Genomic DNA, 24,167 nt, shown 5'->3' with positions numbered 1-24,167 from the left:
ACTATTCGGCCGTTTTCTCTTCTTCTTGCTGATAAACAGGGTGTTTATACTGCTCTTTCAACCTTTTTATCTTAACGAACTCGATACTTGGAAAAAGTGAGTGTAATTTAGAGAGTAACTCTTGCTTTTGGTCGACTGTCATGGTGTATATATCACCACCGTATGCATGCGCACCTTTCTCGGGAACAGCGAACGATAAGACACCATCATTCTCTAAGTCAAACACAACCGTGCGCTCAGAAATCAATATGCAATACTTATCAATCTTAGGGCTAAAATTCGTCATCCCAAATGACATCAGCGCAAACCCACCAGCCCCAACAAACGCAAGAGGACCTAGCATAAACCCTGCAATAATACAGACTGCGATACCCACCCAAGAAATGCCGCGAACGACTTTGTAAGCAGCCTCTGGGATCACATCTTTCTCTGTGTAATGAATTCCCAATGAGGTCAAGTGATAACAGCGATGTTTGTCAGGAAAAAAGAGATATCTCGTCATTAAAAAACCCATGGTTGCTAATGTAAAACAAAACAAAGAACCAGAGCTCCATATCGGAGTGTCCTCAACGACCATCAAGAATACAGGTAGAAAGAAGCCAATAAAGAGAGCAACAACCAATCTAATGAGGCTAGAATGTTTTCCAGCAATACCAGAAAACTCCCAATAATATTCAACTTTACTCTTATACAATTGCTCTTTTAGTACTTCGGTTTCTGTATTAGAAGCCATTTAATTAATCCTCACTTTAATGGTGAATATAATTAGCTCTCTCCGAATTCAAGTGGGTTATTCGGCTGCTTTCTCTTCTTCCTGCTGATAGATAGGGTGTTTATATTGATCATTAGCCCTATTGATTTTGATAACTTCTAGATTAGGGAAAAGAGTATATAGGTGGTTTACAACGGTGAGCTTTTCCTCATACGTTTGAGTATATACACGACGTTTATATTCCAGATTATCTTTCTCTGGAATGGTGAAAGAGAGCACATTATCGTTAATCAGGTCAAACAAAATAGTTCGTTCGTCCATCAATATGTAAGAGTGGTTTACATTAGGGCGAAAGTTTGTCATCCCAAACGACATCAGTGCAAAACCACCTGCCCCAACAAACGCAAGAGGACCTAGTGTAAACACGGCAATAATACAGACCACAACACCAACCCATGCAAACCCACGCACCACTTGATAGACAACATCGGGGATCATGTCTTTTTCTGTGTAATGAACGCCCTGCGAGGTCAAATGATAACAATAGTGTTTATCAAGTGAGAGAAGGTACCTTGACACCAACACCATCATTGCCATGAAAAAAAACAACACCCAAAACTCAGGCGTATCAACAGTCAGCTCATCAATGACAGACCAAAGAAAAAGTAGAAATAGCACTGCGAATGAAATAGACCAAATCCAATCTAACAAATTATTATATTTGAAACCGGCTCCTTTATATTCCCAAGAATGCACTGTTTTTTCATTATAAATCTTTTGTTTTAGAGGCTCTATATGTTTTTTATAGCTCATTCACCTGCTCTAATTTCAATGGTGCGTATCATTATTTTCTCCAATGGAGGTGAATTATTAAAAACAGTCCTATTCGGCAGCGCTCTCTTCTTCCTGCTGATAGATAGAATGTTTATATTGATCATTTACTCTATTGATTTTGATAACTTCTAAATTAGGGAAAAGAGTATATAAGTGATTTATAACGGTGAGTTTTTCTTCATACGTTTGAGTATATACACGACGTTTATATTCTAGATTTTCTTTCTCTGGAATGGTGAAAGAGAGCACATTATCGTTAATCAGGTCAAACAAAATAGTTCGTTCGTCCATCAATATGTAAGAGTGGCTTACATTAGGACGAAAATTCGTCATGCCAAACGACATCAACGCAAAACCACCGGCCCCAACAAACGCAAAAGGACCGAGCACAAACACGGTAATAACACAGACGACGATTCCCACCCACGCCAAACCACGTACCACCTGATACGCAACATCGGGGATCATGTCTTTTTCTGTGTAATGAATACCCAGAGGCGTTAAGTGGTAACAGCGATGCTTGTCGGGGAAAAAAAGGTACCTTGAGACTAATACCATCATCGTCATGAAAGAAAATAATCCCCAAAACGCAATGGAGTCTATGGTGAGCTCGTCGATTACAAACCATAGAAAGCAAAAAGGGGTTAGCCCTGCAAAAATTGATAGTCTCCAAATTCCAAGATGGTCAAATTTTCCGCCCCATCCTTTGTGTTCCCAATAGTGGCGGACTTCTACCTCATAGAGCCTCTTTTCAATGGGATCTATAATTTCGCTATTACTCAATGCTCACTCCAATGGTGCGTATTATTCCCTATCCCGAATTGAAGTGAGTCATTCGGTCGCTTTCTCTTCCTCCTGATGATAAACAGGGTGTTTATACTGATCCTTCAACCTTTTTATCTTAACGAACTCGATACGTGGAAAAAGTGAACGCAATGTGGAGAGTAACTCTTGCTTCTGGTCGAGTGTTGTGGTGAATACATTACCACCATAAGCATGCACATCCTGCTCTAGAGCTTCGAATGACAGTACCCCATCGTTCTCTAAATCAAACACAACCGTACGCTCAGAAATCAATATATAGTGGTTATCAATAGAAGGACGAAAATTTGTCATCCCAAACGACATCAGCGCAAAACCACCTGCGCCAACAAACGCGAGAGGACCGAGCACAAACACGGCAATAATACAAACCACGATACCCACCCACGCAAAACCACGCACCACCTGATAGGCAACATCGGGGATCATGTCTTTCTCTGTGTAATGAATACCGAGACTGGTTAATTGATAACAACGATGTTTATCGGGTAGAAACAAATATCTTGATGCAAAAATCATCAGTGTCAAAAAACCACTTAATACCCAAAAAGCAAATGAGTCGACAGTCAACTTCTCGAGCACTGACCAAAGAAACAAAAGAAATGATGTTCCAGCAAATATCGACAGTCCCCATTTAACCATATTTTCATGTTTCAGACCCGCCCCCATAGATTCCCAAGAATAAATAACCTGAGCTGCGTAAAGCTGCTCCTCGAGGAGCTCTGTGTTATCTCCATTACTCATCATTCAATGCTCACTCCAATGGTGCGTATCATTAGCTTTCTTCGAATTGAAGTGAGTTATTCGGTCGCGCTCTCTTCCTCCTGATGATAGAAAGGATGTTTATACTTATCTTTAAACCTTTGTATCTTGACTAACTCTACACTTGGGTACAGTGAGCGTAATATTGAGAGTAACTCTTGCTTCTGGTCGAGTGTTGTGGTGAATACATTCCCACCATAAGCATGCACATCCTGCTCTAGAGCTTCGAATGACAGTACTCCATCGCTCTCTAAGTCAAACACAACCGAACGCTCAGAAATCAATATGTAAGAATGGTTTACATTAGGGCGAAAGTTCGTCATCCCAAACGACATCAGGGCAAAACCACCTGCCCCAACAAAGGCAAGAGGACCTAGCATAAACCCAGCAATAATACAGACTGCGATACCCACCCAAGAAATGCCACGAACGACTTTGTAAGCGGCCTCTGGGATCACATCTTTCTCTGTGTAATGAATTCCCAATGAGGTCAAATGATAACAGCGATGTTTGTCAGGAAAAAAGAGATATCTCGTCATTAAAAAACCCATGGTTGCTAATGTAAAACAAAACAAAGAACCAGAGCTCCATATCGGAGTGTCCTCAACTACCATCAAGAATACAGGCAGAAATAAGCCAATAAAGAGAGCAATAAACAATCTAATAAGACTAGAATGTTTCCCAGCAATACCAGAAAAACCCCAATAATATTCAACTTTACTCTTATACAATTGCTCTTTAAGTACTTCGATTTTTTTATTAGAGACCATTTAATTAACTCTCACTCCAATGGTGCGTGTCATATGCTTTCTTAGAATTGAAGTGAGTTATTCGGTCGCTTTCTCTTCCTCCTGATGATAAACAGGGTGTTTATACTTATCTTTAAACCTTTGTATCTTGACTAATTCTACACTTGGGAACAGTGAGCGTAATATGGAGAGTAACTCTTTCTTCTGGTCGAGTGTTGTGGTGAATACATTCCCACCATAAGCATGTACATCCTGCTCTAGAGCTTCGAATGACAATACGCAATCATTCTCTAAGTCAAACACAACCGTGCGCTCAGAAATCAATATGTAAGAGCGGTTTATACTAGGACGAAAATTCGTCATCCCAAACGACATCAGCGCAAAACCACCTGCCCCAACAAAGGCAAGAGGACCAAGTATAAACGCAGCAATAATACAGACCACAATACCCACCCATGCCAAACCACGCACTACTTGATACGCAACATCTGGGATCATGTCTTTTTCTGTGTAATGAATACCCAGAGGCGTTAAGTGGTAACAGCGATGCTTGTCGGGAAAAAAAAGATACCTTGAGACTAATACCATCATCGTCATGAAAGAAAATAATCCCCAAAACGCAATGGAGTCTATCGTGAGCTCGTCGATTACAAACCATAGAAAGCAAAAAGGGGTTAACCCTGCAAAAATTGATAGTCCCCAAATTCCAAGGTGGTCAAATTTTCCGCCCCACCCTTTGTGTTCCCAATAGTGGCGGACTTCTACCTCGTAGAGCCTCTTTTCAATGGGATCTATAGTTTCGCTATTACTCATCATTCAATTCTCACATCAATGGTACGCTTGGCAAGTTCTTTGTCTTTCGGTGCTGGGTTTACGGTTAGGTTACCTTGGTAGTTGCCGATAGCCACATAGCCCAGCGTCTCATTCTCTGATGCTTGCCAAGCAAACGGCATACTGATGAGTACCGCCACGGTATCGTCAGTGGTACCGCCCATATTTAGCCGGTAGATAGGGCTTCCTGATGCTTCATCTGTGCTCCATATACCACCTTGCTCATTGACGACCACTGCAGATTTGGGCTCAGCGACACGATAGTGATAGCTTTTGTCTTTAGGTTTACGGGTGATTTGTAAACCAATTTTTGTATCCCGAGTAAACGCAGGCAGGGTTAATTCTAATTGCCACTGTTCTGTGCCAGCGTCTATAAGTTGTCGATTAGGGATAACATTCAGTCGAATTTGAGGCTTATGAATAATTTGATCCAAACGCTTTAGCTCTTCAAGGTACGCCCACTGACTCGGTTTTCTCCCCCAGGTAGAGTGAAGCAACCATTTTTCGAGCTCTGAGCGTTTAAAAATATTAATGACCACAACTGCTATCAGATATACGAAACCTGCCACCATCAGTGTGGTCAACATCCAACGAGTAATGATCGCACCTATACTAATATTGAATATGCCAAGTCGGCTTAATGTATTGGCCCCTAACTGTGCAGAAAAAACTATAACTTGAGCGAAAGTTGATAAACCTTTTAAACCATAACCAAACCTTTCCATTGGGGCATGGTCTGAATCCCAGGCTTTTTCACCACTTTCCCACGTTTCTAGCCCCGTTGCCAATAAGCCAAATAATGAAACCATCGCTGTGGTTTTAGCAAAGGTTTTCAACGTGGCTGCCTTTGAGACACTGGGAGTCCTCTCCAAGGCTTCACTCAAGCTTCTTTCTAACAGCTTTTTATCCCCGACCATTTTTTCCCATGACGCATCTCGCCAAACCGCCGAGATCGCGGACACCGCATAAGCGGTCGAGTAGGTGGCCTCTCTTAGTGCTGGGTTTGCCCATAAGCTAGTCTCTGGGTGCTGCTCGGCTTTATAGCGAATATTATGCAAGACTGATGCGCTATTCCAAATATTGAGGATCGCAACAATGCCCCCCATTTTACCGAGCTTGTTCCACGATGTTTGAGCAACTTGTGCGCCTTTTTGCCAAATGCGCTCAATGGCTTGATTGAGCATTTTTTTCGCTGCATCATTCGCCGCTTGATACTTCAGCGTTACCATTTGAGGTAACTCACTACTCAACAGCTTCTGCAGCCTCTGCTGAGCTGCATGCATGGACTTAATCTGGTGATTTTTTGGGGTCGGTTGCCCTACCGGAGGTTGGCTGATACGTGTAATCATCGCGACTTCAGCATCCACCTTTCGCTGCCACGCCGAAACTTGCGCCGGATAGTCTGGGTTGTGTGCAACAATCGCTTCTGGATTAACGATTGCCTCCAATATCACTAACCGTAAATTACTGATCATGCCTAAAGGGCTATGCGTGGTATTCATTTGGCTAGGAAACAACAGGTTGGTTATCGCTCGCCACGTCTGTTCCGCCGCCCCTGATACCGCATGCTGCAGCGCAGCAAAGCTTTTTTTCACAGGCTCGGCGAAGGATTGAAACCACTCCTTCTCTTGGATACGAACATCGCCCGTGAATCCGTTCCAGCTCTCAATCGCGCCAAGCAGTGCCGACATGTCTGCCGAGCTATCTAAGGCGAGAAAGTGATGATCAATCTTCTGCACTTCATCATTGAGTGCTTGCCAATTGTCTTTGGAGAAACCTACTGACGCCAGCGCCAAGAGATTAGCAGGCTGATCAAAGTCCAGAACTTTATTCAGTTCAGCGTGTGCTTCCTCATTGTTTATCGCATGTTTAACGCCGACCAAGTATTGACTTATTAAGCTCAGCAGATACACCAAATGATCCGTGTCTTGATTGTCTACACCCACAATGGCTGGATCGGTGCTTAATTGTTCGATGCCATGCATAAAGTCTTTGTAGCGAGTGGCAATACGCTCATCAAGACCTTGTAACTGGCTATAGTGGTCAGAAAGAAACTGATCTAGCGCTTCCCAATCCACTTCATCGGTAAAAATTGACTGCCTGCTCGCCTCTTCTACCAAGCTTTCATCAACCTGAGTGTCATATTTATCCTCAAGTTGCAATTTGGCGTTCTTTGCTGATTCGCTCAAAAAATCTAAGGTTTCTTTGGCGAGTTTATCTTCGGCGGTAATGGGGTCATCTGTATTATAGTAAACACTGTTGCTGGTCGTGCCTTCCACCTGATTTGAACGCTGTTGCAGCGCCACATACTCGCTGAGATCTCGCTCAAATTCTAACACCTGGATGGGGTTGTTTCGGATATGTGAAGGCAGTTTCTCTTCAGGTAGCTTCACTCGGCCAAGCGCGCGAGTGATCTCTGCCATTTGCAGTTTGTGTGTAGTGTCTTCATCCCCTTGCAACCCTACAAGTTGTTGAACATCAGTAGACAGTGGGAAGAAAAGATCGGTCACATCAGCCAACCTATCATCCAGCGCCACAAAAAAGCCTTCATTGGGTTTCTCCAAATCCACCTTGTAGTCAGTGACTGTGCTACCTGGTTTGTGTGCAACGTGCTGGTGTTGTTGATCGTCTTGTTCATCGGTTTCTAGATCATCGATTTCATCAAGCGGTGTACACGTACTTGTGAATAGCCCAGCCGGCGCGGACTCCTCGCCAATATCAATCACACTTTGCCCGAGTTGCTTTAAACTCCCGGTGTGTGGATGCGCCATGTTCTCGCGATAATAATCAAGATCGAGCTCTCGCATCCACGCACTACGCAGCTGACCCTTTTCTTGCATCAGCGTTTTTAGGCGCGCCGTCCAGCGTAGATGTGAAAACGCAAGACAGACCGTGTGTTTAACGGGATAGTTTAAACGGCTTGATGTTTCGCCATCGCTGTCATCATCCAGCTTTTTAATGAGTTTGGTGCCAGATACTTGGTATTCATCCAAGCGGTCCGCATCTTGGTCGTAGACATATAACCAACCGTCCCTCAGTTGACGCAATGTACGCTGGCTATGCTCTGCCTCGATCCACGCTTCGCCTTGCCACTTTTTGGGTAAAGTAAATCTAGGAGTTTGATCGTCTTGCTCATAGCCATTATCGAACGCATAACGCACAGGAACAAAACCAACGCTGCCACCTTTTAATGGACACGGCCCGGTTGGATCGCGGCTATCTTGATTATTGGCACATTTGGCCGCTGAGATTGGGTCACTCATACCTGCTCCTGCTGATTCGCTAAGTAAGACTCGGCTTGCACTGATTCACGCTTTGCTAATAAGGCTGCTTGCTCAATGCGTTGAGAAGGCGTCATTGCCGATGGATTGAGAACAAGATTGCTTATATCGGGATACACAGATACTTCGAGTGCTTGCTCCCCCACAAAACCTAACACATTAAAGAATTGCATCAGGTCTTGCCCTGTATGAAACCCTTGTCGATACGCAGTTTCTGCCCATGTCTGTAGCCATTGGTCAGGTTCTAATTGAGAGGCAAGACGCTCAGGAAAGTAAGTTTGCATATGTTGTTTAAGGCTTTGTATTTGATTGCGCCACACCACTGTACCTAGCGCGTTCCATTGCGGATCAGAGAGTGGATAAGGCAACGAGACTGGTTTGGCCGACTCAGGTGCATGATAAACTTGCCAACCTTCACGCGTCGGCAGCCAAAGTGCAGACATTAAGGACCAAAAACCACCAAAATCATTGATAAGCAATGCATCAATGCATTCGCTGTGCGCCAACTTTAAGAACACTTTGCTGCCATAGGGTGACAGCACTTGAATAAAGTCCCGTAACTGATGTGCTACATCAAGCCCGGGGTGTGAAGACGCGAATACATATCCGGCGGTAGGTTGATTGAGCGTGGTAAACCATGCCCAAACTGCGTCGGTCAATCGTACGATAAAGGGGGAAACCGCGAGCAGCTGGTCATAAGGCGGTTGCGTATAGACAGGCATAATGTCTAACTCTCCTTCTAACCCATATACTTGCTGCGCAAGGTCTTCAATTTGTCCGCCATCGACCATCAAATACAAACGATGGCCCTCTTGCGGCTGCATGTCAGGGACGCTAGCGAACACATTGTCGTGAGCCAATACTGTCATGGCTATTCACACTCCTCACTTAATGGAGACTGTCCTTTTAATGCCTCAGCTTGGCGTTTAGAGGCTAATGGCTGAGCGTCTGTCGCTCTAGGCGCCCACGATGGCGTCGGTGCCCCCTGCTGTGTTTCTGATGTGGTCATTACATCAACCGCTTGGATATCGGGGAGTGGCGCGGCTTCGGGATCGGCTAAGGCGTCGATGGTTTTTGGACGCTTGGCCATTTGGCCATTAAAGCCTGGGCCACTGCCTGCACTGCCGCCTGAGTTTAGGTTCACTGAGGCACCAGAAGCATGCACGCCAGCTGCGTCCACTTTCACAAAGCTACCGCCGGCACTTAAGGTAACTTCTGCACCGGCTTCGATCACCAGTTTGGCGCCCGTTTTTAGGTGAATGTCACTCCCTGCATCTACAGCATGAACCTTACCGACTTTATAGTGCTCACTGGCTTTGACGAGGTTGGAGTGGTTACCACCAATACGGGTGCGACTCTCACCCTCCACGGTATGATGCGCATTACCCATCACACGATGAAAGTGGTCGTTGTGTACCTGATGGTGGTTGTCATGACCTATCTCGGTCACACGGTCGTTTTCTACCTCGGTGTGCCAGTCTTTTTGTGCGTGTAAATACACTTGCTCACTGCCCGATTGGTCTTCGAACGTGAGCTCGTTGTAACCCTCGCCTTGGTGGCTCTCACTGCGCCAAACCGTCTTGGTTTTGTGTGCCGGTAAGGTATAGGGCGGCACATTGGTCGCGTGATACGTGCGGCCGGTGATAATCGGYTGGTCCGGGTCACCGTGTAAGAAGGACACTATCACTTCATGGCCAATGCGGGGAATGGCCATCATGCCATATTGGCTGCCTGCCCAGCCTTGCGCCACTCGTATCCAGCAGCTGCTTTTGTCATCGCCGTTGGAATAACGGTCCCACGGGAAGTGGACTTTCACTCGCCCGTGTTCATCACAAAAGATTTCTTCGCCATCCGGTCCCACCACGGTGCCTATCATRGGGCCATCCACTTGAGGTTTGGGTGTGGGGGTGGCACGCCACGGGGTAGTAGCAGGGATAAGCATAAACTGGTTGTTGTAGGTGGTGGCCCCTTGKCCGCCCTCTTCTTCCAGTGCTTGCGGTTGGCTGCCTTGGTGATGCACCCGCACCACTTGCCACGCTTGGTTGACACTTTCATCCAGATGGTCGCTGATGGTAAAGCGATAGCCSGCTCKTAATGCCGGCTCATTGCTTTGGCCGTTGGCATGTTCGGCCTCACGGCGTAAGTACTCGAGGCGGGTTTGGTTAAACGCCTGTCCAGTGGCGTCGTCTTTAAAACGGCCCGGGAAGTCAAAGTGCTCGTAGCTGTCGGTACGCTGGTAATCAATGCCATCGGCTTGTGCGGCTTGTTGGAAGCTGTAGCGCGGCTTTTTAAAGCTGTAGTCTTTTAACGCCGTGTGGCTAGGCTGCGCCGCGGTGTGGCGGGTCAGGCCATCGATATACGGGGTATCGGTGCGTCCGCCGCTTATTGCGTTATAGGGCACCGGGCTCTCAAGCTGGGGCAAGCTGTCGGGCGCATCGGTCACCACTAGGGTATGGGTGTTGGCATCGTGCTCATGGTGATACACCAAGCCTTCCTCTGCCGCTAAGCGGTGGAAGAACGCCAAGTCACTTTCACGGTGCTGGACACAGTATTCRCGCTCGGCATAGTCACGGGTTAGCGAGAAGCTAACCTCCGTCACCCCCATTTCTGTGAGCAGGGTGTCTAGAATAGTTGGCACGGTTTGGTGCTGGAAGGTGCGACTGTTTTGGCGAAGCGACAGGCGATACAAGGCGGGCACCAAGGTTAAACGGTAGCGGGTAAAGTGATGACCAATGTCACCTTGGCTAAAGGCACTGGCGATGCCCTGCACCCGTTTGACCAGCTCGCCGTTGCGCCACAGCGTCAGCTGCACCGGCTTGTCGACCACTTGCTCTGGCGTGATGTCGGTATGGCGGCTGGCCAGTGCCACCTCATACTGGAACCCATACACTGGGTTGCCATTTAGGCCAGCTTGGTGAGAGAGACACTCGTCCCCTTGGTAGTCCACCACCACGAACGGTTGCGGRTCKAGCCCCGCCACGGTTAACGCTATTTGCAATGTCGCCATCTGTGTATCCTTCGCCCTGCTTGTTTACCCTGATACGTTCAGCCAGACCCTGCCGTCTGGCTCAACGCACCACAGCCCACCCGTAAAGGCAGGCTGTTTGTGTCTTCATGTCGCCATGAAAGATTAGGCTTCGATAGGCTTGCGCCAGTCGTCTGAGCCTGAGGTGCCTGCGTTGACGTGGTCCCAAGTCACTTTGCGGTAAGACATCGACACCGTCAGGTTCTGCGTAAAGTCTGACTTCGCCGGGTCTTGGCAATGGGGCATCTCGCAGTGAATGTCCACAATCGAGGCACTTTCCAGCTTGGTGGTAAAGAAGTTTTCAGTTTTCTTGTATAGGCTTGCGCCAGTCGTCTGAGCCTGAGGTGCCTGCGTTGACGTGGTCCCAAGTCACTTTGCGGTAAGACATCGACACCGTCAGGTTCTGCGTAAAGTCTGACTTCGCCGGGTCTTGGCAATGGGGCATCTCGCAGTGAATGTCCACAATCGAGGCACTTTCCAGCTTGGTGGTAAAGAAGTTTTCTTGTTTGCCTTCAATCGAGGTGCGGTACCATTTTAGCTCGACCGTTGACATCTTCTCACCTGACGCCAGTGCGTTATAAAGCAATGGCACCGCTTTGTTGAGCGCAACGGTAAATTGGAAAGGCTTGTGCACACGCTGGCCAGACGGTTGACCTGACTGTGGGTCCGTCGGCACGGTCACATTGTGGTTAAACTGTTGTACCAGCATCTCGTCTTCGTGCCCTTCCACAAACGCATCACCGATAGAATCGGCGGTGCAGGCACCGGCAGTAATCAAACCCTGAGTTTCACCTTCAATCGAGATATAACATGGCGTTGGCATAATCGCTCCTTTGTATGTCATGGAAGACACATCGCCACCGTGGCGGTGTGTCTGTTCGCTATCTTATCCTGCGAAATGCATGCCAAGTTTTTTATCGCTATAAATCAGCACCTTATAATATGGCTGACCAATTTTTTGCACGTGCCAAGCAACTTCTTGCCAAGCCAAGCAAAAAGTTGCTTAGCCAGCAGGCTAACGAGTTGGTATTTGTGTTGTCATTTTCATCGCTATTTTTTTGAACCCACTTGGCATTGTTAGTGGGTCATCGCACACTTATTACTTGGTTACGATCGCTGTTTGCGTGCCCAGTGGATGTAGTCTTGGATCACAGGCTCAGCGAGTAAAAGGTCGAGGCTGTGTAATACGCGACCCAGGTGTTTTTCACTGAATTGGCGATGAATAAAAGCATGGCAAGGCCGACATACCCAAATACCCTGCTCACGCATGTAAGGTCGGGAAAAGCGCTTGGTGAACCATTTGTTGTTATGACAAGTTTTGGGGATCAAGTGATGGAAGGTCAGCGGCCTTGAGTGCTGACACAGTGCACAGGGCGTTGAAGAAGGCGGAGAGGCAGGCATACAGGTAATAATACTTAAAAAGAAGGTCGCATCGATAACTACGACCCTCGTAACCAGCATCTGGTTCAATTACGCGAAGTTGTCACGCAAGTATTCAATAATGTCGTCCGATTCATACATCCACTGTGTTTCGCCGCCTTGGTCAATACGCAGACAAGGCACCATGCCTTTGCCGCCTTCGGTCTGTAGGCGTTGCCATTCTTCGGCGTTAGCGTTCATATCCACCAGCGGAATATCTAACTTGAGCTCTGTCATGACTGCACGCACTTTATGGCAAAATGGGCAGTGCTCTTTGTGATACAAGCTTAGTCCGTTCAAATCAGCCATTATGTTTCCTTTTAGGTCATCAGGGCGGATTTTCAAATGCCGCCATATGTGTGAATTCATTCCACGTAATGATGGCATTGAACTTGGTCCCAACGCTAGTCGTTAGCCTGTTTTATTGGCACCAAATAAGCAACCGAGTGCATAATGGAGATTAACCCATCACCTCAAGGTCGCTTGCTCATCACTCAAACACTGGATAATGTGTTCCGGTAACAAAGACAGTCAATCACTTCGCCAGCCACGTGTGCCACGTTGAATTTTTTATCGCATAGGTTAAACCCATTCCGCTCTAACACCATTTGTGATGCAATGTTGGTCGTAGATGCCATGGCGTTGAGTGTCACAAGTCCGTGCTCGCGCGCGATCTCTAACGCATACTTTACCGCTCGAGAGGCAACCCCCTTCCCGGTATGTTGCTCTGCAATGCGATACCCTAACGAACCTGATGCAGATACCGCATCAATTTGGCTGATATTAACCCGTCCCAAAAGCTGGCCCTCGGCATCCGTAATCAACATCGATACGTGTTGTCCTTTCTGATGTAAGGCAAGTAATTCACAGATGTGATCATAAACGCTTGCTCGGCGATAAAACGCCTCACCGCGCGATTCAATATAGGTTTCAAAATAAGCACGGTTTTGTTGTTCAAAATGGAACAACAAGTCCGTATCAGCCAGGATAAGAGGGCGGATCAGTAACTGCATCACACGACCGAATTAATCCGGCCCATGTTCAAACTGTTTTAATGACTCATTGGGCGTATGCCATGGTGCCTTCGACGCCGTGTGAATGTGAAAATTTGGCGCGCATTGTGGGGCGGTATCCAAAATTCCCAGACGAATATTGAACACATCCTTATTGATTTTATGAGAGAAAAGACTCGACCCACAGTGCCCACAAAACGCGAGAACCGTTTCGGCACTCTTTTCATAATAGCGAAGATGATCTTGGCCCGCGGTAACGGCCACTTTTTCAGCCTCAATACCACCGACTGACGAATAATCTGCCCCGGTGAATTTACGACATTCAGAGCAATGGCAATTACCCATATAAAGGAAGGTATCTGGCAATGTAAGACGGACACCACCACATAGGCAGCTAGCAGAGAGCGTGGACATGAGCATATCCCTATCTAAAGTATCAGACTTCATTGTCTACTCTTGCCTAGTAAAAAACAATTAAAATGTTTGATTTCATAGGCATAACTGTCAGTTAATCTGCGCCAAAGATGTTTCCTTATCTCGTCGTCAAAGTATTTACAGTGTAAATACTTTGACACTGCGTCGATCCAACTAGACGCTTGACGAGCAAACGCTCACAATCCTGACGCCACCTTGAACATATAGTGACATTAGTCACATAAATTATTGCAGTTTATGAAAGCGCCCCGTAATATCATTGTCATAAAATTTGGGATAAAGGTCACATATGCGTGACGAGATCTACGGACGGGCTGATCGTTTTTATCAAGTTGAGGGTGATATGACACTACCACGATCTTCATGTGCTGCTCGTGCCGTGCTCAAAGGGGCAGGCAAGTTTTTTGCTGTCGCGTGCTATCTCGCCGGTATTGCCGGCATTATTCATTACAGTGTGGCCGCGCATAATGTCGCATCAGAGTCTTCACTTATTGAGCTCTCACAGTTGCTCCTGCTGATCCTCACCGTATTCACGTTTCGCCGCGTCGCCAAGTTCAACCCTACGCTTGGTCACGCAGCAAAGCTTATGAGTGGTTTTTTCTTAGTGCTGATGATCCGTGAGCTCGATGCCACACTCGATATCGTAATGCATGGTTTCTGGAAGGTACCCGCATTGTTGGTCACCGGATTAACTCTTTGGCCAGCGATCAAACACGGCCGTGACACATTCACCAGCCTTGCCCATGCGCTGAGTGCCAAAAGCAGTACGATGCTGATTGTGGCATTGGGGCTACTGCTGGTTTACTCACGCTTATTTGGAATGGGCGAGCTGTGGGAGCAAGCCATGGGAGCCATGTATGTGCGAGACGTTAAAAATATCGCCGAGGAAAGCACAGAATTAGTGGCATACTCACTCATTTGGCTCTCGGCACTGGGTTATTGGTTAGAGTCGGTAAAGCCAGGCCATATTGCCACTCCCGCCTCACTCACGCACTCGGCGGAGCATGATTTACCCGCTCAGTAACGCTTCAATTTCGTTCACAATTGTTCGGCGTCGCCAGTAGGCGGCGTCGTGGCTTGATGCTATCATTGGGGAAAAGAGCAGCAGGAGCCAAGATGATGGCGCGGACGTTTGTTTTCCTTTTAATTGTTTTTTCTACGTTTTCCCATGCAAACTCGGTTGACTCATCTCAATCCGACAAAGTCATAACCCACAAAAACGAGAAGATTTGCAAATCGACCTTTAGCCAAGAAATGATTAGCCAGCAAATGACGTTTAGTAATCAAGCTAATGCGCAAGACGTTAGGCGCATTGCCGAGCGTAAAATTGCTGCAGCCCGAAAAAAATTCGCCGATACCGGCAGCTACTGCGATGCCGCCCAAGTATTAATGACGTTCGAGCCTAAATCCCTAGCAGGTCAAGACGGAGATGCGCAGTTTCGCGAGTAATAGCGAACAGCCTGCCATTGACTTACATCTTTTTGTCGGTGACCAACAATCATAGGCCTTCTTGGTCAACGCACACTTTTCCTCCTCCCGCCTAGGCTGTGATACACTCCCGCCACGGATAAACAAGGGCTTTGATGATGAAAAAAATGCTATTTGCAGTCGCGCTCGCCGCGGCGCTGGCTGGTTGTGACAACGATGAAGTTGGGGACGTAAGCTTGGGGATGTTTACCATGAAAGACATCAAGCTTAACCATCTTGTCGATCCTGTGGTGAGCGGGGTAACGTGCCATGTCGCCTCTGTTGAAGCTGACTTAAGCTTTTCTGATCCCAGTGATAGTGCCATCTCTTGTCGTCAAACCGGTGAAATTACGCCAGAGATGATTGCCAATATCGATAAAAGCGCATCGGGCGAAGTGGTATTTAGAAAATCAAAAAGTATTTTCTTCAAGTCGATGAAGATTCGTCGGATCTTTGATGTAAAAAATCAAACCTTGATGTATCTCTCTTACTCAAAAAAAGAAACATCCGGCAGCTTTAAGCATAGCTTGTCCACGGTTCCTCTTTGGGGCACCAAAGCCTATCAATCACAGTCACAACAATAATCGTCGCTGCGTGCCTTTTAGGTGCGTGCTGATTTAGGCAACAACTCGATGAATACAGTAGAAACACACATAAACGCGTGGCTAGATGACGCGGTGATCGGGCTAAATCTTTGCCCTTTCGCTGCTAAGCCCCGTCGCAAACAACAAATTCATATTGATATTTGTGACGCCCAAGATGATACCGAGATTTTAACCGCGATTTATCAGGCTTTAGTCCATCTTGATCACACCGATCCTGGCATCACTGATACCACGGTGGTCGTGGTGCCCAACGCACTCGCTAACTTTGATCACTACCTCGACTTAGTCGATGCTACCGAGGCGATGATTGACCACTACCACTGGCGGGGAATTTTCCAAGTTGCCAGTTTTCATCCCGACTACTGTTTTGAAGGCTGCGCCCCTGAAGATAGCGAGAATTTGACCAATCGCTCACCCTATCCATGCTTTCACTTAATCCGTGAGGCCAGTATGTCGCGCGCGCTCGCCCATTATGGCCAAGACCCAGAACAGATCCCCGCGCGTAACATTGTCCGTGTTTCAGCACTGACCCACGAAGAGCGTCAAGCACTCTTTCCTTGGGTAAAAGCCTCATCAGACTGAACCACTACCTGGGTTTGAGCAAGGTGTTGCCCTTCAAGCGACAGCGATAAAAGGTCGCCGTTTTCCAGCACACCAACCCCTTCGGGGGTGCCCGTCAACACAATGTCGCCTGGGTTCAACCAAAATGTTTGGCTTATATGCTGAATAAGCGTGATCACGGGCATTAACATGGTCGCGCTATTTCCCTGCTGCCGCATCTCGCCATTGATGGACAATGAAAAGGCGACCTCACGCCAATCATCAGGCACCGCCACAAAACGTCCAACCGCTGCGCTCCCCGCGAACGCTTTCGCCCGCTCCCAAGGTAACCCTTTTTGTTTTAAGCGGCTTTGCGTTTCACGACGGGTCAAGTCCAGCGCCAGTGTCATCCCGCCCAAGGCGTCTTCAACGGCTTGCTTAGTGGCATGAAATAAAGATTTGGTGATCAGCACCGCCAACTCGGTTTCGTAGTGAACGGGGGCAAATGACGCCACTATCGCCAGCTTGTCATCCAGAGGTTGGATTGCACTCGGCGGTTTCATAAACAGAACCGGCTCATCCGGAATAGGATTGTTAAGCTCTCGCGCATGGGCAGCATAATTACGTCCTACACACACCACCTGTCCAACGGGCAAATCGATCGCCCCACTCTTTAACCATTGATGTTGATAACGCATCGGTTTTGTCCTTGCTAATGAAAAGTCGATCCCTGACTAATTTTGATAACGAAAAAGGCAAGAATGCAAGACACAGTTGGCATTTCCCGTGTCACTGACTTGTTGATTTTTCTATCTCGTCCAAGGATACAAAGAGAGATTGAAGGGAGCACCTATGCCGCAACATCCATTTGATCCCCCCATTCATTGCGTCATTTTTGATTGCGAGGGAACCTTAGTTGACTCAGAGAGATTATCCCACCAAGCCTTGGTAGAAACCTTCTCTACCTTTGGTGTGCGTGTTGACCTGCAAGACTCGCTCGATCATTTTGAGGGCGGAAAACTGACCGATGTCCTTCAGCAAACCTGCGAGCGAAGCGGCGCACATATTCCTATTGATCAACTCGAGCCACGTTTTCGACACTTATGTCGTCAGTATTTCGAGGCTGAGTTAGCGCCAGTAAAGGGCATTGAAACCGTCTTACAGGCGCTTGAACAGCAAGGGATTGATGTTTGTGTCGCATCAAATAGTCCGGTAGAAAAAATGGCCCATGCACTTCAACTCACCAAGCTGTTGCCCTATTTTGAGCATCGCTTATTCAGTGCCTTTGATACTAACAGCTGGAAGCCGGCCCCAGATCTTCTTCACTACGCTGCGATGAATATGGCATGCCCCACTGCCCAGTGTGTGTTCATCGATGACACCAACAAGGGCATACAAGCGGGGATCAATGCCGAGATGCGTACCATCCACTTTAACCCCAACCCCAATGTACCCACTACGGTGCACCCTTTGGTGACGCGGCTGTTTAAAAGTGAAGACTTACTCTCGTTTTTTCACAGGGCCAGCCTGAGCATCACGCGCTGAGCAACCACAGAGTGTCACCGCATGCTGCCGCCACCACTCCGTATCAATCCGGATAGTCTGACCCCCGTGGGCGTGCTGGATGTGCCACTCTCGGGTCACCATTAACACTGGCGTACCAGCAGGCACGGCCAATACACTAGCACGATCACTGTCTAGCGCTTCCCATGTGCTCGACCAATACACATCCGCATCGGCTGGCGTGTTTAACAACGTTGCTTGGTCGCCAGTTTGCCAGATGCTGGGGAAATAATCAGGATGGAGATACGTACGCACAAAGCCAACAGGGAGCTGTGCGATCTGAATCAGTCCCTCTCCCTCGAAGACCTGAGCAAATGGAGGCAGTTGCATCTGATCACTCACCGACGCCGACGCCATGGGCGTCTTTTGCGATAGCCAAGCAAATTGGCCACCGTGTTGAGAGAAATTGTGCTGCCAATCGACGAGTTGGCTGGGATCATACGCACAAGGGGTGGGCGCCACAAACCAGCCACGTCGCTCTCGCCGATATATGCGTCCTTCCGCCTCAAGCACTGCAAGTGCCTCTCGCAAGGTGACACGGGTAGTGGAAAAGGTGTATGCAAGCTGGCGCTCACCTGGGAGTTTTTTGTCCGGCGCCAATAAACCGCGATCAATTTGCGCTAATAACTGCTGGCGAATCACCATAAATTGCATCATGAGCTGTCAGGCCTGCGTGATCTTTGTATCGCTAGTGTGATCTTTCTCAATTTGCTGTCAAAACCTGTCCATTATGTCCAAGAAATAAACAGTGATTAAGATAGAATCGCCAGTCTACTCGGAATCGGAGCAAAGAACAAAAGATGCACTTAAGGAACACGCTGAGACATATTTCCCCACAACTAGGCCGACGTCTCGTGTGTATTACGCTTTTTTGTTGGTTAGGTTTGGCAGGGCATATCACGCCCAGTTATGCCAAGGATAACCAATTGTCTGATTATTTTATTGAAACCTGGACCTCTGCCAACGGATTGCCGCATAACAGCATCAATGCCATTGCCCAAACCTCGGATGGCTACTTGTGGTTTGCCACCTGGGAGGGCGTGGCACGTTATAACGGTTTAGAGTTTGTGCGCTTTGACCGCGGCCCTGACACACAAATGAAAGATTCAGGGACGCGCGCCCTGGCGACAGGGCCTGACAATCAACTTTATGCCGGAGGGGCACGAGGCAGCTTAGTGATGCGACAAGGCTTTTCGTGGCAGGGCCTTCCCACAGCCCCCAGTCTCATTAATGATGCGCTTCATGACCAAACAGGTGGCTTGTGGTTAGCCGTAGAGGGAATGGGGATTGCTTACTACGCCCCTGAACAGCTCTCGCAACCCGATCCCACCCCACAGACATTTATCGATACCCTCAGTAGCTATCACTTGACCCAGACCGCCGATGGTCAAGTCTATGCGGCCACCGAAAAAGGGGTCTACCAACTGTCTTTGCAAAACGGCGCGACGCCTCTCTCTTTTCACAACCTGTTTCGCAAAGCCTTTTATGTCTCGAGTGGTCAGGATGGGAGCCTCCTAGTCGGCTCCGAAAATGGCGCTTGGCGCTATAAAAACAGTCGCTGGACGCCACTGGCGAGTGAGCTACTCCACCAAGCGATTACCATGGTTGAACAAGACAGCCGTGGCGCCTATTGGTTCGGGACCCTTAGCCACGGTATTGCTCACATGAAAGACCAACATATTGATTTTCTCGACGATCACCGCGGCCTGCCCAACAACCGGATATTATCCTGGTTTGAAGACAATGAGGGCAGCATTTGGATAGGCACTAACGGCGGTGCAATGCGGCTTAGATACGCACCTTTTGTGACGCTGACTAAAGACAATGGGCTAGCCGGTGACTATGTACGCACCGTACTTGCTGACGATACGGTGTGGGCAGGGGCCAGTGAGGGGTTAAGCCAAATTGATATCGTACAAGGTAATGCCAAAGTACTCGCCAAGGACATATCGGTGCTCAGTCTCGCGCCTCGAGCACAAGGTGGGGTATGGGTGGGGACCTACCAACAAGGCCTCTACTACTGGCACCAAGGCGCGCTCACTCCCGCCGAAACCCTGAACGATCAATTGCCTGACAATGAAGTCAGGGCGATTGTCGAACGTGATGGTGCATTATGGGTGGGCACACCACGTGGCTTGGTCACGTTTTCGTCTCTCCCAGGCAGTCAACCCGCGCACTCGTCAACCGTTTATCAAAAGCGTGCACACTACAATAGTCAAAATAGTGCCCTACCCGGCAACTATATTATGTCGTTAACGTTCGATGAAACGGGCAAGCTATGGATAGGCACTGGCAGCGGAGCCGGGTATCTGATCAATGAGACCATCACGCCGCTCGATTTCACCGAGCAAGAGCAAGCGCAGTATGTTTTTGGCTTTTTTCACGAGCCTGGCTACGTTTGGATGGCCACTGATCGGGGTATTGTCCGTTATCGGCAATCTGATAGCCAACTCGCGTTAGTCGGCCGACCACATGGTCTACCGATTGATAAGTTCTTTCAAATCATCAAAGGCGATGACCAAAGTTTTTGGTTGTCCAGTAACCGAGGGATCTGGCGGGTCAACTATCATCACGCGCATCAAGTGGCGGATAAAACCCGCGCGCGTATTGACTTTGAGCACTATGATCAAAGCGATGGCATGCTGAATAGTCAGGCTAACGGCGGCTCTAATCCTGCGGCGACAAAAACCGCGGCAGGCGATATTATCTTCGCCACCGCTCAAGGCGTGACGAGTGTTAAACCCGCGCGATTGTCACAGATGCTCAGCCAGCCCTTACCGATCGTGATGCAGAACGTGCACTTTGATGGCCAAGCGATTAACCCAGAGGCGAGCAACAGAGCTCCTGCTGGTACCAATCGCGTCTCCTTTTCCTATGCTGCGCTTGGCTATACCATGCCAGAACAAATCCAGTACCGCACCCAACTAGAGGGCTTTGAGTCTGAATGGGCCTACCGTCACGAAAACCATATTGCCGAATATACGAATTTACCACCGGGTGACTACACCTTTAAAGTCAGTGCTCGCTACCCCTATAGTAACTGGAGTGATGATGTGCTTAGCTATCGCTTCAGTGTGACCCCCTCGCTTTGGCAACGATCAGATATACGTGCGCTGGGGTTCTTGGCCTTAGTTACCCTCGCCTACGGCGGCTTTATGTGGCGAATCCGCCGAATGCAACAAAAAGAGGCGCAGCTAAAAGCGCTGGTGGAAGAGAAAACACACGCGCTACAAGCGCAAGCTGACGATTTTGAACGTATGTCGAAAGAGGATGCATTAACCGGCCTTGCGAATCGACGCGCCTTTGACGAATACTGGCACCTGGCCTTTGATGAAGCCAACCAGTCGGGGCAGCCCTTGCAAGTAGCGATTCTAGATATTGATCATTTTAAGCGCATCAACGATCAGCATTCACACCTGGTTGGCGACCAGATTATCCAACGAATCGGAAGCTTTTTAGATAAAGAACGCGAGCAATTAAGTCATATCGCCCGCTGGGGCGGCGAGGAATTTACGTTACTGTTTGCAGGGACACCGGCCGATGGTTATCGCTACTTTGATGGATTACGCCGTCGTATCGCGGCATTGACCCTTGACGACATTGCGCCGTCATTAAAAGTGACGGTCAGCATTGGTGTGGCTGGCAATCATCAGGCTAGCGATTATGTCGATGGCCTCAAGCAAGCTGACCAAGCCTTGTACCGTGCCAAGCGTGACGGACGGAACTGTGTGCGCCAACGTAGCGGACACGAGTCACAGCCATCCTAAACGTGAACGCCAAAGAAAAAAGGAGCGCGAATGCGCTCCTTTATACGATGCTTTGAATAGAGGCTTTATGGCCAAGGCTTAGGCCATGGTTTCTAAGCTCTTTTCATAAGACTCGTATTGTTTTGATACCGACTCGCTTGGGCCACCGGTTGCTTTACTCACCACAATCGCGCCCAATCCCGCAAAGATAAAGCCAGGAACAATTTCATACAAATCGAAAATGCCGCCTGAAAGCTGTTTCCATACCACAACTGTTACGCCGCCGACCAAAATCGCCGTCAGTGCACCGTTACGGTTCATGTCACGCCAGAACAGACTGAGCAGCAGTGCTGGGCCAAAGGCAGCCCCAAAGCCCGCCCATGCATAAGACACGAGGCCGAGGACTGAGCTTTCTGGATCCATCGCTAAGCCAAGCGCAATCGCCGAGAGTAAGATAACAGCGCCGCGACCCACCATCACCACTTCTTGCGTAGAAGCATCAGGACGGAACACTTGCTTATAGAAATCTTCCGCTAACGCAGACGACGAAACCAGTAGCTGTGAATCCGCGGTACTCATGATCGCAGCCAAAATGGCGGCAAGCAGGATACCTGCGATAACAGGGTGGAATGCCGCGTTAACGAGAAGCATGAAGATTTTCTCGCCATCCTTCAGATCGGCTGTCATGTCGTTTTGTACATACAAAATGCCCACCAGCCCGATAAGCACCGCACCAAACATTGACAGCGCAGACCAACCAACGGCAATACGGCGCGCGGTAGTGATGTCTTTGTTTGAACGGGTGGCTTGGAAACGTGCCAAAATATGTGGCTGTCCAAAGTAACCCAGTCCCCATGCGGCCAGCGATACAATGCCGATCCAAGATAGCGGCTCGCCCTCAACATCACGCCAAAGCGTCATCAACTCAGGGTTAACAGCCGCCACATCGCTGCCAAGCTTAAAGATGCTCCCGTCCATGATCACGAAAGGCACAATCAGCAGGGCTGCCGCCATCAACAAACCTTGTACCAAGTCAGTCCAAGATACCGCCAAGAAGCCGCCGAACAAGGTGTAAGACACAACACAGATGGTGCCAATCACCACCGCAGTGGTGTAATCAAACCCAAACACCGTGGTGAAGAGTTTGCCGCCTGCAACCAAGCCGGAGCTGGTGTAGAAAAGGAAGAAAAGCAAAATGAAGAAAGCAGAGATGGTTTGCAGCAGTTTTGATTTATCTTCAAAACGGCGGGCAAAAAACTCCGGTAACGTCAATGCGTTATCTGCTTCAATACTGTATGTACGCAGGCGTTTGGCACAAATTAACCAGTTCAGGTAAGTCCCTAACAGCAAACCGCCTGCTAACCAAAGTGATTCCATTCCCGCAGCGTAGGCATAGCCAGGAAGGCCAAGCAGCAACCAACCACTCATATCTGATGCACCCGCTGACAATGCAGCAGGCCATGGGCCTAAAGAACGCCCCCCGAGGAAGTAGTCTTCGGAGTTGGATGTGCGTTTGTAGGCATATACACCAATGGCAAGCATCATGATGAGATATGCCAGAAAGGTTGCACTGATGGCATAGCTATTGTCTATCATATCTGTCCCTCAATTACATGGCCCCAACCGGGGCCATTTCTGGAAAGTTAATGTTCACCACTGCCGAGTTCCAGAAGCGTGGCATTACCACCTACAGCAGTGATATTTATGGTTCGGGTGCATTCGGTCACAAAACGCAACACATAGTCAGGCGTGCCGATCACGGGATAGTCAGCCGTGTCAGTTTCCGCAACCAGTGTGGCAATCACACCCTTACGTTGTGCGAGCTGGCGATTGACATGTCGCACATGTGCGTCCTCCCCTGTCGTTGCCAACCCGACGATATGCGGATGAACCAGCAGATCGCTGAGCGCGTCAATACCAACGCGAACCGCCACACGGTCTGGGCATCCGGCTTTAATGAGGTCGGCCAGTACAGCGTCGACCATATCAGCGTGAGTGCCCTCAACACTCACTACCACACAATTACCAGCGACCAAGGCGGCGGCTAACTGGCCACATAAGGCAACGGACGTCAGCGAGGCATCGCCCGTCACCGCGACGGTGCCACGCCCGGCGGTATAGAGCTCGTTAGTTTCCCCCGTTGGCCCTGGTAATTCATGTACTTTGTTGAGCAGCCGCTCTGCGCTGTCGCACTGAAAACGGATCATGCTCGCCGCTTGGGCAAAGTCATCGCCCCGTGCGGCAACGGTTTCAGACCACCGCTGTAATAAAGTGATGCGGCCAGCAACGGTTTGATCGTTCCAGTCTTCCCATACCGCGTCACACTGCTCTAAAACGTTATTTAATTGCTCCATCACGCTTCT

25 protein-coding genes are annotated in these 24,167 nt (G+C 48.5%); 6 read left to right on the top strand and 19 right to left on the bottom strand.

Going from position 1 to position 24,167, the window contains the following annotated elements:
* Position 1: 1 nt before the first annotated feature.
* From BZG73_RS08230 to BZG73_RS08160, 15 genes are all read right to left on the bottom strand, one after another.
* Positions 2 to 733, bottom strand: a complete 732-nt coding sequence (locus BZG73_RS08230; RefSeq protein WP_077668071.1) for a hypothetical protein — start codon at positions 731 to 733, stop codon at positions 2 to 4.
* 57 nt (positions 734 to 790) lie between these two features.
* Positions 791 to 1,525, bottom strand: coding sequence for a hypothetical protein (locus BZG73_RS08225; protein WP_077668070.1), 735 nt, complete (start codon positions 1,523 to 1,525; stop codon positions 791 to 793).
* Positions 1,526 to 1,594: 69 nt separating this feature from the next.
* Positions 1,595 to 2,329, bottom strand: a complete 735-nt coding sequence (locus BZG73_RS08220) for a hypothetical protein (protein ID WP_077667273.1) — start codon at positions 2,327 to 2,329, stop codon at positions 1,595 to 1,597.
* Between the two features lie 48 nt (positions 2,330 to 2,377).
* Positions 2,378 to 3,115, bottom strand: coding sequence for a hypothetical protein (locus BZG73_RS08215; protein WP_077668069.1), 738 nt, complete (start codon positions 3,113 to 3,115; stop codon positions 2,378 to 2,380).
* A 53-nt stretch (positions 3,116 to 3,168) separates the two neighbouring features.
* Positions 3,169 to 3,900 (bottom strand): hypothetical protein, encoded by a 732-nt coding sequence (locus tag BZG73_RS08210; protein WP_077668068.1) that lies wholly within the window; start codon positions 3,898 to 3,900, stop codon positions 3,169 to 3,171.
* Positions 3,901 to 3,957: 57 nt separating this feature from the next.
* The gene (locus BZG73_RS08205; protein WP_235606039.1) at positions 3,958 to 4,695 is read right to left on the bottom strand and encodes a hypothetical protein; all 738 of its coding nucleotides are present in this window, start codon (positions 4,693 to 4,695) and stop codon (positions 3,958 to 3,960) included.
* Positions 4,692 to 7,973, bottom strand: coding sequence for a T6SS effector BTH_I2691 family protein (locus BZG73_RS08200; protein ID WP_077668067.1), 3,282 nt, complete (start codon positions 7,971 to 7,973; stop codon positions 4,692 to 4,694). The genes BZG73_RS08205 and BZG73_RS08200 overlap by 4 nt, the downstream gene beginning before the upstream one ends.
* Positions 7,970 to 8,860: a DUF4123 domain-containing protein gene (locus BZG73_RS08195; protein WP_077668066.1), complete on the bottom strand. Its 891-nt coding sequence runs from the start codon at positions 8,858 to 8,860 to the stop codon at positions 7,970 to 7,972. The genes BZG73_RS08200 and BZG73_RS08195 overlap by 4 nt, the downstream gene beginning before the upstream one ends.
* Before the next feature lie 2 nt (positions 8,861 to 8,862).
* On the bottom strand, positions 8,863 to 10,998 hold the full coding sequence (gene tssI, locus BZG73_RS08190) for a type VI secretion system Vgr family protein (protein ID WP_077668065.1): 2,136 nt from the start codon (positions 10,996 to 10,998) through the stop codon (positions 8,863 to 8,865).
* Between the two features lie 123 nt (positions 10,999 to 11,121).
* Positions 11,122 to 11,280: an Hcp family type VI secretion system effector gene (locus tag BZG73_RS08185; protein WP_235606038.1), complete on the bottom strand. Its 159-nt coding sequence runs from the start codon at positions 11,278 to 11,280 to the stop codon at positions 11,122 to 11,124.
* A gap of 37 nt (positions 11,281 to 11,317) precedes the next feature.
* Entirely contained in the window at positions 11,318 to 11,839 is a 522-nt protein-coding gene (locus BZG73_RS08180; protein ID WP_077668064.1) for an Hcp family type VI secretion system effector, read from the bottom strand.
* A 284-nt stretch (positions 11,840 to 12,123) separates the two neighbouring features.
* A complete protein-coding gene (locus BZG73_RS15955; protein ID WP_201247894.1) occupies positions 12,124 to 12,477 on the bottom strand; it encodes a hypothetical protein in 354 nt (117 codons plus the stop codon).
* Positions 12,478 to 12,486: 9 nt separating this feature from the next.
* Positions 12,487 to 12,744 carry a glutathione S-transferase N-terminal domain-containing protein gene (locus BZG73_RS08170; protein ID WP_025744429.1) on the bottom strand — a complete coding sequence of 86 codons (258 nt, stop codon included), beginning with the start codon at positions 12,742 to 12,744 and terminating at the stop codon, positions 12,487 to 12,489.
* A 185-nt stretch (positions 12,745 to 12,929) separates the two neighbouring features.
* Positions 12,930 to 13,448: a GNAT family N-acetyltransferase gene (locus tag BZG73_RS08165; protein WP_077668062.1), complete on the bottom strand. Its 519-nt coding sequence runs from the start codon at positions 13,446 to 13,448 to the stop codon at positions 12,930 to 12,932.
* 12 nt (positions 13,449 to 13,460) lie between these two features.
* A complete protein-coding gene (locus tag BZG73_RS08160) occupies positions 13,461 to 13,862 on the bottom strand; it encodes a GFA family protein (protein ID WP_046075574.1) in 402 nt (133 codons plus the stop codon).
* A 364-nt stretch (positions 13,863 to 14,226) separates the two neighbouring features.
* Between BZG73_RS08160 and BZG73_RS08155 the strand changes: the two genes are divergently transcribed.
* From BZG73_RS08155 to BZG73_RS08140, 4 genes are all read left to right on the top strand, one after another.
* Positions 14,227 to 14,907, top strand: coding sequence for a hypothetical protein (locus tag BZG73_RS08155; RefSeq protein WP_131826188.1), 681 nt, complete (start codon positions 14,227 to 14,229; stop codon positions 14,905 to 14,907).
* Positions 14,908 to 14,999: 92 nt separating this feature from the next.
* Positions 15,000 to 15,332 (top strand): hypothetical protein, encoded by a 333-nt coding sequence (locus tag BZG73_RS08150; protein ID WP_077666019.1) that lies wholly within the window; start codon positions 15,000 to 15,002, stop codon positions 15,330 to 15,332.
* A gap of 137 nt (positions 15,333 to 15,469) precedes the next feature.
* Complete coding sequence (locus BZG73_RS08145) at positions 15,470 to 15,934, top strand: CreA family protein (protein ID WP_101494486.1); 465 nt, start codon at positions 15,470 to 15,472, stop codon at positions 15,932 to 15,934.
* 48 nt (positions 15,935 to 15,982) lie between these two features.
* On the top strand, positions 15,983 to 16,537 hold the full coding sequence (locus BZG73_RS08140) for a DUF1415 domain-containing protein (protein WP_077668059.1): 555 nt from the start codon (positions 15,983 to 15,985) through the stop codon (positions 16,535 to 16,537).
* On the opposite strand, the gene BZG73_RS08135 is transcribed toward BZG73_RS08140, so the two are convergent.
* On the bottom strand, positions 16,498 to 17,193 hold the full coding sequence (locus BZG73_RS08135; protein WP_077668058.1) for a fumarylacetoacetate hydrolase family protein: 696 nt from the start codon (positions 17,191 to 17,193) through the stop codon (positions 16,498 to 16,500). The two genes, BZG73_RS08140 and BZG73_RS08135, sit on opposite strands and share 40 nt — an antisense overlap.
* Positions 17,194 to 17,347: 154 nt before the next feature.
* Between BZG73_RS08135 and BZG73_RS08130 the strand changes: the two genes are divergently transcribed.
* Positions 17,348 to 18,040: an HAD-IA family hydrolase gene (locus BZG73_RS08130; RefSeq protein WP_077666023.1), complete on the top strand. Its 693-nt coding sequence runs from the start codon at positions 17,348 to 17,350 to the stop codon at positions 18,038 to 18,040.
* Here the strand turns inward: BZG73_RS08130 and BZG73_RS08125 are convergent.
* A complete protein-coding gene (locus BZG73_RS08125) occupies positions 17,996 to 18,715 on the bottom strand; it encodes a GntR family transcriptional regulator (protein ID WP_077668057.1) in 720 nt (239 codons plus the stop codon). The two genes, BZG73_RS08130 and BZG73_RS08125, sit on opposite strands and share 45 nt — an antisense overlap.
* Before the next feature lie 269 nt (positions 18,716 to 18,984).
* Between BZG73_RS08125 and BZG73_RS08120 the strand changes: the two genes are divergently transcribed.
* A complete protein-coding gene (locus tag BZG73_RS08120; RefSeq protein WP_158075283.1) occupies positions 18,985 to 21,825 on the top strand; it encodes a ligand-binding sensor domain-containing protein in 2,841 nt (946 codons plus the stop codon).
* A gap of 78 nt (positions 21,826 to 21,903) precedes the next feature.
* On the opposite strand, the gene putP is transcribed toward BZG73_RS08120, so the two are convergent.
* Positions 21,904 to 23,400, bottom strand: coding sequence for a sodium/proline symporter PutP (gene putP / locus BZG73_RS08115; protein ID WP_046075580.1), 1,497 nt, complete (start codon positions 23,398 to 23,400; stop codon positions 21,904 to 21,906).
* 47 nt (positions 23,401 to 23,447) lie between these two features.
* On the bottom strand, positions 23,448 to 24,158 hold the full coding sequence (locus BZG73_RS08110; RefSeq protein ID WP_046075581.1) for an aldehyde dehydrogenase family protein: 711 nt from the start codon (positions 24,156 to 24,158) through the stop codon (positions 23,448 to 23,450).
* Positions 24,159 to 24,167 lie beyond the last annotated feature (9 nt).

The sequence above is a fragment of the Salinivibrio siamensis genome (assembly GCF_001996005.1).
GTDB classification, from domain to species: domain Bacteria; phylum Pseudomonadota; class Gammaproteobacteria; order Enterobacterales; family Vibrionaceae; genus Salinivibrio; species Salinivibrio siamensis.
This window is presented reverse-complemented; position numbering and strand designations above follow the sequence as displayed.